Genomic DNA, 12,384 nt, shown 5'->3' on the forward strand with positions numbered 1-12,384 from the left:
CCGGTTTCAATTCCATAACGGTACAATTAAGACAAAACCCCTGTTCCTTTTTTATTAGCGAATAATCTGTTTCAATTCCATAACGGTACAATTAAGACTTCGTTTGTCACTGTTAATGTAACGAATAATGCATTGTTTCAATTCCATAACGGTACAATTAAGACTTCGTTTGTCACTGTTAATGTAACGAATAATGCATTGTTTCAATTCCATAACGGTACAATTAAGACCCTGTCTTCGACCTTGGCAACCTGCATGAAAGCTCGTTTCAATTCCATAACGGTACAATTAAGACCTAAACGAAAATTTTGATAAAACACGCTGAAAATCAGTTTCAATTCCATAACGGTACAATTAAGACCATGGCAATGTGATTACTCTACTATCATCCAGTCGTGTTTCAATTCCATAACGGTACAATTAAGACTACTCGTGAGTCAATCCTCGAAAAAATAGAATTCAGGTTTCAATTCCATAACGGTACAATTAAGACCCGGATCGCAATATCAGACGGTAGCTATAAATCAGTTTCAATTCCATAACGGTACAATTAAGACAAGAGAACCAACAGAGAAAAAACCATGTTATATTTGGTTTCAATTCCATAACGGTACAATTAAGACGATATTGTCAAGACAATATGAGATGGACGATAATAAGTTTCAATTCCATAACGGTACAATTAAGACGCAATGCATATTGCTGGTTTATTGCTGCCATTTCCTGTTTCAATTCCATAACGGTACAATTAAGACTTGTCTTGCTTCGATTGCGAAGACTTTCGGTGAGTTGTTTCAATTCCATAACGGTACAATTAAGACTCAAAAATAAGAAATATACAAAAAACAAAAAGAAGTTTCAATTCCATAACGGTACAATTAAGACCCATTAAATATTCAAAAAAGACATCTAATAATAAGCAAGTTATCCAATAAACAACACCATTTTATAACATCAATTATGTCGATGGTTAATCGTATAAAAAGCATGGGACATCGACACAATAGCTATTTCACTGTATATCAACATTTCAAAGAACAATTTATATATCAATCCTGATTAATCAGACTATACAAACGATTATCGACAACTAAATTACAAATAAAATTCCGACATAATTTTATTTCTTAAGAAAAAAATAAGTAATACATAATTAAGCATGCATTTTCATCTGATCAATCAGAGGTTTGCTATTTAATAAAACTATATCAAAGCCCAATATAACAATTAATATTTCTCTTTACGTTCAAACTCCCCCCCGTCCGTATAATACTTCCATGTACCTTTAGGTAAGTTATTGGCATACTTCCCGCGAAGTTTCAGTTTTCCATTTTCATAATATTCGCGATAACGTCCATGACGTTTCCCTTCTTTTACTTCTGCTTCACTTTTCAGTGCACCTTCCGGATAAAACTCCCGCAAAACATTTCCTTCAAACTTCTCGACATAAAAACGCTTCAGTTCACTCATTTGCTCTTTCTCCGTAGCAGCATCCTCATCCATTTCCTCATCTTCTTCATCCGTATCAATCGCAGCAATAGTTTCGGGAACATAAGGACTATAATCCATCACATACTGCAAAGAAGCCGACTCCTTATTACCCACAATCTGCATTGTCCAATAAGGAAATGAATACAAAACCTCCTTATTGGCCCGTATTTCATTCCATGTGGCAGCATTCATCATTGGTTTCAGCTGAGAATAGAACTTATGCACATCCGTATACAAAAAGAGAGTCGAACTCGAGTTCAAATATGAAAATGAATTTTTAAATCCTAAGGTGTTTTTCAATAAGTTCTTCTGTTCATAATCTTCTACAAATGAAAGCAAAGACGAAGCCTTATTACTGAAAACCACATAATCATCTACATATGTATAATATGGTTTCTCGAACTTATCAAACAATCCTCCGAAAAATAAACGAAAGAAACCTTTCATTTCAATATAGTTGATCTCGAAATCTTTATAATGAACCGTTTTGACTTTAACCGGAGTACGCCGTTTTACTTTCTTTTCAATGAATTCCATATTCTTACGGGCATCCTTGATACTTTTTACACCGATAGCTAAAATAAGTTCGGGCTCATGTCCCAACAAGCCCGGCTCGGACTGCGTAATGGCAAATTCTCCCGACATCCAACTCAGAAAGTTCTCTTCCAGAGAGATGCCAAACAATCCTTCGATCTTTTTCCGGGAACTATTATAAGAATCATACAACGGTTTGTCATGAACAGAAAGAGCACTCTCCAACTCTTTCACAAAAGTTATCGGATTATTAAAACCGATATTAGTATAAAAAGCTGTCCGCCCGGACAAAATCTCATGTGCTTTCATTTTATGCCTTCCCGAATTCAGCAAAGCAATGACGTAAGGATCGGCCGTATCTTTTTGTAATGTATAACCTTTTACTTCCATCCTTTTTTTATCCGTATTGAAATAAAGACCGGCAAAATCCATGGAATTACTGAACATATCGATGTACTCGTTTTTAGCCCCCAAATAGATAGCCATAAACTGAGGTAAACGTGCATAATTAATAAACACCCGGACAAGACCTTTGCCGGAAACCAACCTCTCGGCTTCGATAAAGGCACGATCGAGCCCTATTTTGGGTTTATCACGCGAATCGATGGCAGCTTCTACCAGTTTGGATGTATAAGAAGCCACAAAATGATTGTCGACAAAAGCCGTATAAAAAATAGCACGCGTATCCGGATCGCGCATTTCAAGAATATTAATGCCATTATAATTTCGGTTAGTGACCGAATTGCCAGCCATCGTCAGCACTGTCTCAATCTGATCTTTCAACAAATCGATCTTGGATGCTTTCTGCATATCCAGAATAATCAGAAAATCCCAATCGGAAGTACGAGTCTTGTGAATTGAAATAAGCATATCCCGCCTACCGACAAGTGACAACAATACTTTGTTGCCCTTAACAATCGAATCCAATGTCTCCACACTTTTCGTTATTTCCTCAAAAGATTTCGCTTTCTTCAGACATTGCCATGTTTCACTTCCACTGAACTTTTCCCAATCCTTGACCGGAGCGGACGATTGAATGATAAATGCGGCGTCTTCCGGGACTAAATAGACCTGCTGAATATTACGATCAGGGGAAAGAAATAAATGGACTATAGAGTATACCATATAAACTGCCAATGCCAACCCTATTGCAAGCAAAGTTCTCTTTATAGTTTTTCGCGTAGTATTCTTTTTTTCTCCGAAATCGAAGTGTTGTTCTTGCTGAACATCATTAAATTCATCCATCATAATCAATTGTTAGCTTAAGTGGACAAAACTACAAAAAAAGTTGATGCCTTACTCTTTTCTTCAGAAGAGAAACAGATTCTTTGGTTATCTTTTCTTCGGTAATACGAGATATAACACAATATACCCCAAAATGCCAGCCAAAGCCGTACCGGAAAGTACACCAAATTTAGCTTGATTCAGCAATACCGGATGAGTTACACCGAATGACAGATTTGCAATAAACAAAGATACCGTAAAACCGATACCACCCAGCAAAGCAACACCGGCAATGTTTTTCCAGTCCATACCTTGCGGCATAGGCGTAAGCTTACTTTTAACAGCCAACCACGTAAAGAAGTAAATACCCAGAAATTTACCACACAATAATCCTAAAGCTACGGCAATGCTCACTTCCCCTATCACTTCTCCTCCACCACTGAATACCACTCCTGCATTCACAAAAGCGAACAGAGGAAGAATGATATAATTAACCACTCCATGAAGATTATCTTCCAGAGACTGCAAAGGACTGATCACGCGATCGGAAGCCGACTCCACTCTTTTCAACTGTGCTATCTGCTCATTGGTCAATACAATATCATTCTCACCCATAACCGGAAAAGTATTGATGATACGCCGGATACGTTCGATATATCTGCCTGCACGCAGTTGAGGTTTGGCAGGTATTACAAAAGCCAACAGTACCCCGGCAATCGTACTATGAATGCCCGATTGTAAAAACAGATACCAAATAACAACACCGATAACCAGAAAAAACAATTTATTGGCAACCGTCCGTTTACCGATGAAATAAAGTAAGATTAAAAGTAAAATAGCTACCAACAAATATCCATAAGCCACATGAGAGCTATAAAAAACAGCAATAACAAGAATACCTCCAATATCATCGACTACGGCAAAAGCCGTCAGAAAAATTTTCAGACTCAACGGTACGCGCTTTCCCAACAGGCTCAGTACTCCCAACGAGAAAGCAATATCCGTAGCCATCGGAATAGCAAGTCCCTGCCCACCCGGAGTACCCGGCGCACAAACAAATGAATAGACTAAAACAGGAAACAGCATACCACCACAAGCAGCGATAAACGGCAATGCCGCTTTCCGAAAAGAAGACAGCTCTCCTACCAACAATTCACGTTTTATCTCCAATCCTACCAACAGAAAAAAGACAGTCATCAATCCGTCGTTAATAAACTCGATCATTGTCAGATTCTGACCTCCATGAGAAAGCAGATTAAAATTGCCAATCCGGAAATGAAGTTCATGCGACAGGAATTCCTGATAGACAGGAGCCACTGGAGAGTTGGCAATAATAGCAGCAGCAATCGCTGTCAGAAATAGCAAAATACTCGCCGCAATATTCATGGACGAGAAGTGTCTCATTGTTCGCAAGATAGTCATGGTATATGTGTTTTAATAATAAGATTTAAAGTATTACTCAGTTTGCGCTATTCCACATAACTTCTCAGGGCAAGTTTCTTCACCCAAAGAACAAAAATACCGGTCAATATCAGATTCAATACTATTGTAAGAACTGAAATGAGCAGAGCAGGCCCTCCCAAATTATAACCGAGAGCAATAAAAATAACTCCCGCCCCCACTTCACCACGGGTAAACATACCGATGGATAAAGCCAATCGTTCACTGAATTTACGATCACGATAGAAAAAGACAGGAAATAACTTTCCTATATTAGATAGCAGAGAAACAATAAGTACATGAAAGATAATCATGCCCCAAGGCATCATCTCCTGCGAACCGGTAACCGAATATTCTCCAGCTTGAGTCTCTGCAAAATCAACTCCAATAAAATGAGGCATACTCATCCCTACCAGAAACATGAATAGAAAAGAGATTCCGGTAGCCACTTTATGTTCAACCGGTGTATCTATCTCTTTATGTTTCATAATCATACCTACTATAAATGCAGGCAGCAGCACCTCAATATGGATGCTTCCCGCTTCGCCATACAAACTTTTACTAATCAGATAGAGAGACTGAGTAGCGATAAAGACAAGGAAAGAATAAAACAAAATGGCTTTCCAATCTTGCCGCCAATTATATTTGCCCAACTGCTTCCAGCCAAATGACAACAACAAAAACACAATCAGGACAACAATAATAAGCTGCCAGCGCAAACCGATCATCATGATCTGGAGAGGGATCATCAAAAGAATGGTATCGAGATCATCGAAAATGGCAAGTACCTGAATTTTCTTATACATCCAACTGGACTTAAGACCGATAGCTGCCAACATAGTGAAAAGAATACCGGCAGAAGTCGGTGCGGCAAAACGGCTCAGTAACAAATTCTCTTTCCAAGCTTCCCAACTATTCCAAAACTCAGGTGGAAGCAATACAAACACATAATAGAGTGCAATCAGAAACCAAGGCATGGCAGCCGTGGCCATCGCAATAAAATAATCTTGCGTATAACTTTTCCAACGAGATTTATCTACTTCAAACTCCCTGCCCACATTAATCATAATGAAGCTCAGACAGACATAAAGCAATATATTAGCAACGGTTCTTACTGCACCAATTCCTTCTGTTCCTACCAACACTGGCAGAGACTGAGACAAGACAAGACCGGCTACCAAGAAAACCGAAAACGACAGAACTTTTCTCATTTTGTATCGTATATGTTAAAATAATTGCCAGGGAAAGCTCTGTAGACAGATGGCAATTACCTGGTGTATCTAAAACTATTTACAACGGTATTTGTTCAAGATACACCCCCTTTTTAGCTATCATAAAAAAGGCTTAATCAAGTTTCAGTACGGCAAGGAACGCTTTTTGAGGCACTTCCACATTACCGATCTGCTTCATACGCTTCTTTCCTTTTTTCTGTTTCTCAAGCAACTTTCGTTTACGGCTGATATCTCCCCCGTAACACTTAGCCGTTACATCCTTACGAACAGCCTTAATGGTTTCACGGGCAATAATCTTAGCACCGATAGCTGCCTGGATAGCAATTTCAAACTGTTGTCTCGGAATCAGCTCTTTCAGCTTCTCGCACATGCGGCGTCCCATGTCATAAGCATTGTCAAAATGGGTCAATGTAGAAAGCGCATCGACGGACTCACCGTTCAACAGAATATCCAACTTCACAAGTTTGGACGGACGGAAACCGGCCGGATGATAATCAAAAGAGGCATATCCTTTGGAAATACTCTTCAATCTGTCATAGAAATCGATTACAATCTCCCCCAAAGGCATATTATAGTATAACTCCACCCGATTGCCGGATATGTATTCCTGCTTAATCAACTCACCACGTTTACCGAGGCAAAGTGTCATAATAGGACCGATATAATCGGTAGTAGTAATGATAGAAGACTTGATATAGGGTTCTTCGATATGATCTATCATCGTAGGATCGGGCATACCACCGGGGTTGTGTACCTCAGTCACGTGTCCCTGCTTATCATAAATATTATAAGAAACGTTCGGCACAGTGGTAATCACATTCATGTCAAACTCACGATCGAGACGTTCCTGAACAATCTCCATATGCAATAGTCCAAGAAATCCACAACGGAAACCAAATCCCAATGCCAATGAAGATTCCGGTTGAAAAGTAAGCGAAGCATCATTCAACTGCAATTTCTCAAGAGAAGCACGCAGATCCTCAAACTCCTCTGCTTCAATAGGATATACACCGGCAAACACCATCGGTTTCACTTCCTCAAAACCTTCGATGGCCTTATCGCAAGGACGGGCGATATGCGTGATAGTATCCCCAACCTTCACTTCCTTAGAAGTTTTAATACCTGAAATAATATAACCTACATCCCCCGTACGCAGCTCTTTACGTGGAACCATATCCATTTTAAGAACTCCTATCTCATCGGCATCATACTCTTTTCCGGTATTAAAAAACTTCACTTTATCGCCTGTACGGATCACCCCGTTCAAAATTTTAAAATAAGCAATAATTCCGCGGAAAGAATTGAATACAGAATCAAAAATCAGCGCCTGCAACGGTGCTTCTTCATCTCCTTTCGGATGTGGAATACGTTCGATAACAGCAGATAGTATTTCTTCAACTCCCATACCAGTTTTACCAGATGCACGAATAATTTCATCACGCTTGCAACCAAGCAGCTCTACGATTTCATCCTCCACTTCCTCGGGCATGGCACTTGCCATATCGCACTTATTGATAACAGGAATAATTTCCAAATCATGCTCAATAGCCATATAAAGATTCGAGATCGTCTGAGCTTGCACACCCTGCGAAGCATCTACAATCAACAATGCCCCTTCACAAGCAGCAATCGAACGTGAAACTTCATAAGAAAAATCGACATGTCCCGGAGTATCGATCAGATTCAGAATATACTTTTCACCTTTATAGGTATATTCCATCTGTATAGCATGGCTCTTGATGGTAATGCCTCTCTCCTTTTCCAAATCCATATCATCCAACATCTGACCGTTAGTTACCTGTATCGTATTAGTGAATTCCAACAGACGATCCGCCAGCGTTGATTTACCATGGTCAATGTGAGCAATGATGCAGAAATTACGTATATTCTTCATTCTTTTCTTATTATATTTCTTATTTTTTTAATGATTCGTCAACAAGAATTCTTGCCGGACATTTACATGTCTCCTTTCTTATTCCTTCAATTCGTTTGCAAATTTAGAGAAAAAAATGGGAATGTAAAACAAGTTATTAATTATATAGAGCAAAGGTCGGCAACAAGATAATACCATCGACTTACCATAAATAACATTCAGAACACATTCTATTTATTAGAATACAAAAAAATGCGTTGATCACATTCAGAATGTATCAACGCATTTTTTTATAAGTAAGTGATTTACCTTCTTAGATCAATTGAATGAAAAGTTCACCTTCAATTTCCTGAGTAGAGATCTTATCCTCTCTCAACAACCAACCAAGACCTAAAAACAAGTCTTTGTCTACTAACTTGGTTGCTTTTTTGATTTGCTTAGCGGTCAGACCTTCTGTACCGTTCAGTGCATTCCAGATTTTACCTGCAATTTCACCTGCTTTTTCTTTCAACATTTGCTTTAGAAATTTAAGTTCGACATGATGTAAAAATCGAAAGTTATATCAACTTTCAGATTTTATTTCAACTGCAAAGATAGTTATATTTATGTTATATAACACTTTATTGGTCGTTTTTTTGCAAAATCTGTAATAAAAACAGCTTTTTTAGCCTTGTTTCCGATTTTTTTCAAGGTATTCCGCCCAAATTCTTGCAGCTTCCTCTACCATCTTGGAACACGGACGTTTAGCATAATATTGCTCGGTCCGTTCTTCCGGAACAGACGAAATCTCCGCCCTTTTCTTCAACCCCAACAGTTCACCGCAATTCAATGAACCGTTTCTTTTCTTAAATTCAGCCGCAAGTTCTTGTACCAAAGCATAATTAGCAGCCTTCCCTTCCTTATCAGCACCGTCAACCGCACCTTTTTCCAGTCCTGCCAGTAGAAACATACCGCAAGCGGCGCCACAAGTTTCTCTCATTCTCCCGATACCGCCACCGAAAGAGGCTGCCATACGTAACGCCTGTTCTTCCGTAAATCCATATATATCGGCAAAAGCAGCTACTACGGACTGCGAACAATTATAACCGCTTTTGAAAAGCTGAGTAGCTCGTTGTATTCTATCTTCCATTTTTTATTTCTATCATTTAGTTGTGCAAAAGTATAAAAAAGTATCTTTGCAGAAGTAATTTAAATGAAGTAATATTATGGCTATCACTCTCGATATACAGTTACCACACTATCCACGCGGTTTCCATCTGGTGACGCGTGACATCATATCCCATCTGCCTGAATTACCTGAAAGTGGATTGCTTGTGGTGTTTATCAAGCATACTTCGGCAGGAATTACAATCAATGAAAATGCAGATCCGGATGTACGGTACGATTTCCAGACGTTCTTCAACAAACTTGTTCCGGACGGCGCACCTTACTTTGTGCATACACTGGAAGGCCCGGACGATATGAGCGCGCATATAAAGGCGTCTCTGATAGGTAGTTCAGTAACTATCCCTATCAAGAACCACAAGTTGAACCTGGGCACTTGGCAGGGAATTTATTTATGTGAGTTTCGTGATGGAGGAGATAGCCGCAAACTGAGTATCACCATACTCTGAATCCTCTAATCTTCCAATTCCAACATCATCGGGCAATGATCGGAATGTACCGCCTCATTCAATATACGTGCAGCCTTTAACATCGGTCGTACAGGTTCACTGACCATACAGTAATCTATGCGCCATCCCTTATTTTTCGCTCTCGAATTGAAACGATAGCTCCACCAGGTATACTCCTGCTTTTCAGGATAAAGCGTACGGAAAGAATCGACAAAACCGGCAGACAGGAAACGAGTCATCCATTCTCGTTCTTCGGGTAGGAAACCGCTATTTGTCGCATTTCGGATAGGATCATGAATATCGATCGGTTCATGACAAATGTTATAGTCTCCGCAAAGAATCAGCTTAGGGCGGGACTTTTGCAATTCTGTCACATACTGCTGAAAGGCTTCCAGCCATACCATCTTGAATGCCTGACGTTCATCGCCACTTGTTCCTGAGGGATGATATACACTCACAACAGACAAGTCTCCATAATCCGCACGGACAAAACGGCCTTCATTATCATATTCTTCAATTCCCATACCATATTCCACATGATCGGGCTCACGGCGGGTAAGGATAGCCACCCCACTATATCCTTTTTTCTGTGCAGAGTACAGATAGGCCTTATAACCCAATGCTTCAAACGCTTCTGCCGGATACTGTTCCGGTTGCAATTTAGTTTCTTGCAGACAGAGAACATCCGGCTGCTCCTGTGACAGCCATTCGGGCAAACCTTTGGTTACTGCGGCCCGCAGGCCATTCACATTATAAGTTATTATTTTCATAAAAACATCTATTATATGCTATTCCATTATTTTTTATTTCTCAATCTTTGCTGCTTCCCATCCTATCATAGCAGTTTTTCGAGTCAACCCCCAACGATAGCCCCCCAATGCACCGGTAGAGCGAATCACACGGTGGCAAGGAATAAGAAAAGCAACCGGATTATCTCCTACTGCCGTCCCCACAGCACGAGAGGATTTCGGATTATCCAGATAACAGGCAATATCTCCATAGGTGGTTAATGCCCCCATCGGTATTTTAAGCAATGTTTCCCATACTTTCAGTTGGAATTCAGTACCCCGTAGGTGAAGTTTCACCTCATCTATATTCGTCCAATCCATAGAAAAGACAGCAAGGGCACGTTCTTGAAATTCATCCGGACGCTTTTCGAACGTAGCATACGGAAAATGATGTCCTAACTCGTCCAACACCTGCTCCCGGTCATCACAGAAAGCCATATAACATACCCCTTTAGAGGTAGATGCCACCAGCATTTCCCCAAAGTGAGTTTCTGCGAAACGATAGTTAATGGTCAATCCACGACCACCGATTTTATATTCTCCCGGGGTCATCCCTTCGATATGGATAAAAAGTTCGTGCAAACGCCCCGTACCGGAAAGTCCCGTCTCAAAAGCAGCATCGAAAAGGCTTCCCTGTCCTTCTCTTAAAATCTTCTTGGCATGATTGACACTGATATACTGCAAAAACTTCTTTGGGCTTACTCCGGCCCATTCTGTAAATAGCCGCTGAAAATGATGGATACTTACATTCACTTCCTCCGCTACATCGAACAGAGAAGGTTGTTCCCGGTAATTTCGGGTAATATATTCAATGGCGTCTGCCACACGGGCAAAATTAATTTCGTCTTGTTTATTACTCATAATCATCCAATTTTACTGGGTAAAGTTAATGTCGCCATCCAACAACGACAACCTGTTTCTTGCTTTCTTCATTCAAGAAAACAGCAACATGATATTCAATATAGAAACTACTATCGCAATTGTATAAAGTATAAACGTACTCCAACGACTATTGACGTAATTGCCCATTACTTTCTTAGAAGAAGTCAACCCCACTTGCAAAAATACGGTAAACGGCAACTGAATACTCAGAATCATTTGTGAAATGATCAGTCCTTTAAAAGGATCGCCTATAAAAAATATCAATAACAAAGCAATGCCTAACGAGAGAATGACTCCCACCTGCGAATGGCTGTCCTTTATATGATATGATTCACCAAATATTCCGGCAAAGATAGAACCGGCGGCCATTCCACTCGTTATCGTAGAAGAAATACCTGCCATCAGCAAAGCCAAAGCAAAAACAATGGCGGCATTACTGCCCAACAAAGGTTCCAGCAGTGATTTTGCCTGCTGCAGCTCCTCTACTTGTATCCCACTTTTAAAAAAAGTAGCGGCAGCAAGCAAGATCATTGCACTGTTGATGGCCCATCCCACAATCATTGAAAAAAGCGTATCGAACAATTCATACTTCAAAACTTTCCGAATAGAAGCGTCATCCTGTTTGTTATATTCATGGCTCTGTATCACTTCCGAATGAAGAAACAGATTGTGAGGCATCACTACTGCGCCAAGCACGCTCATAATAATAAGCATGCTTCCCTTAGGAATGGCCGGTGTAACCCATCCTTGCACAGCCAATGGCCAATCTATATCTACAAGAAAAAGTTCATAAATAAACGAGAGGCCGATCACAGACACAAAAGCAATGATAGACCGTTCGATTTTTTTATAAGAGTTTGTAAACAACATGACGGAAACGAAAACAGTAGTCAATACAGCTCCCCCAATTATAGGAACATCGAGTAACATTTCCAAAGCAATGGCTCCACCCAGGATTTCTGCCAGCGAAGTGGATATGGAGGCCAGCACGGCTGTTCCCAAGATAGGACGTGACACCCATTTAGGAGTATATTGGGTAGCCGCTTCAGACAAACAAAGCCCGGTTACAATTCCCAAATGCGCCACATTGTGCTGAAGTACGATTAGCATGATAGTAGACAGAGTAACCACCCACAGCAATGAATATCCGAATTCGGAGCCGGCGGCAAAATTTGAAGCCCAATTACCCGGATCTATAAAACCGACAGTGACCAATAATCCGGGACCGATGTATCTGAACACATCCAATCCTCCCAAATAACGTTTATGGTCTTTACGTTTTAAATCCTTAAATATATTCTGCATAA

10 protein-coding genes and 1 CRISPR repeat array (1 of these 11 only partly in view) are annotated in these 12,384 nt (G+C 40.1%); of the genes, 1 reads left to right on the forward strand and 9 read right to left on the reverse strand.

Annotation, left to right across the window (positions count from 1 at the left end; translation table 11 throughout):
• A CRISPR array of direct repeats spans positions 1-885; the repeat unit is 30 nt; unit sequence GTTTCAATTCCATAACGGTACAATTAAGAC (it extends 64 nt beyond the left edge of the window).
• Between the two features lie 342 nt (positions 886-1,227).
• From RB604_RS16435 to RB604_RS16460, 6 genes are all read right to left on the reverse strand, one after another.
• Positions 1,228-3,270, reverse strand: a complete 2,043-nt coding sequence (locus RB604_RS16435) for a DUF3352 domain-containing protein (RefSeq protein WP_007481221.1) — start codon at positions 3,268-3,270, stop codon at positions 1,228-1,230.
• An 87-nt stretch (positions 3,271-3,357) separates the two neighbouring features.
• A complete protein-coding gene (gene nhaA / locus RB604_RS16440; protein ID WP_007481223.1) occupies positions 3,358-4,671 on the reverse strand; it encodes a Na+/H+ antiporter NhaA in 1,314 nt (437 codons plus the stop codon).
• 47 nt (positions 4,672-4,718) lie between these two features.
• Positions 4,719-5,900, reverse strand: a complete 1,182-nt coding sequence (locus tag RB604_RS16445) for a cation:proton antiporter (RefSeq protein ID WP_007481224.1) — start codon at positions 5,898-5,900, stop codon at positions 4,719-4,721.
• A gap of 133 nt (positions 5,901-6,033) precedes the next feature.
• Positions 6,034-7,815 carry a translation elongation factor 4 gene (gene lepA / locus RB604_RS16450; RefSeq protein WP_005931422.1) on the reverse strand — a complete coding sequence of 594 codons (1,782 nt, stop codon included), beginning with the start codon at positions 7,813-7,815 and terminating at the stop codon, positions 6,034-6,036.
• Between the two features lie 292 nt (positions 7,816-8,107).
• Positions 8,108-8,308, reverse strand: coding sequence for a winged helix-turn-helix domain-containing protein (locus tag RB604_RS16455; RefSeq protein WP_005931421.1), 201 nt, complete (start codon positions 8,306-8,308; stop codon positions 8,108-8,110).
• Between the two features lie 150 nt (positions 8,309-8,458).
• Positions 8,459-8,923 carry a C-GCAxxG-C-C family protein gene (locus RB604_RS16460; RefSeq protein ID WP_005931419.1) on the reverse strand — a complete coding sequence of 155 codons (465 nt, stop codon included), beginning with the start codon at positions 8,921-8,923 and terminating at the stop codon, positions 8,459-8,461.
• Between the two features lie 76 nt (positions 8,924-8,999).
• Here RB604_RS16460 and RB604_RS16465 point away from each other — a divergent pair, with 76 nt between their 5' ends.
• Positions 9,000-9,407, forward strand: coding sequence for a secondary thiamine-phosphate synthase enzyme YjbQ (locus RB604_RS16465; protein ID WP_005931414.1), 408 nt, complete (start codon positions 9,000-9,002; stop codon positions 9,405-9,407).
• Positions 9,408-9,412: 5 nt separating this feature from the next.
• Here the strand turns inward: RB604_RS16465 and RB604_RS16470 are convergent, their stop codons facing one another.
• The 3 genes from RB604_RS16470 to RB604_RS16480 form a co-directional block, all read right to left on the reverse strand.
• On the reverse strand, positions 9,413-10,177 hold the full coding sequence (locus RB604_RS16470) for an exodeoxyribonuclease III (RefSeq protein WP_007481226.1): 765 nt from the start codon (positions 10,175-10,177) through the stop codon (positions 9,413-9,415).
• 33 nt (positions 10,178-10,210) lie between these two features.
• The gene (locus tag RB604_RS16475) at positions 10,211-11,056 is read right to left on the reverse strand and encodes a methylated-DNA--[protein]-cysteine S-methyltransferase (RefSeq protein WP_007481227.1); all 846 of its coding nucleotides are present in this window, start codon (positions 11,054-11,056) and stop codon (positions 10,211-10,213) included.
• Positions 11,057-11,128: 72 nt separating this feature from the next.
• Complete coding sequence (locus RB604_RS16480; protein WP_007481228.1) at positions 11,129-12,382, reverse strand: Nramp family divalent metal transporter; 1,254 nt, start codon at positions 12,380-12,382, stop codon at positions 11,129-11,131.
• Between the last annotated feature and the right edge of the window lie 2 nt (positions 12,383-12,384).

The organism is Bacteroides salyersiae (assembly GCF_031172035.1).
In the GTDB taxonomy this organism is placed as follows: domain Bacteria; phylum Bacteroidota; class Bacteroidia; order Bacteroidales; family Bacteroidaceae; genus Bacteroides; species Bacteroides salyersiae.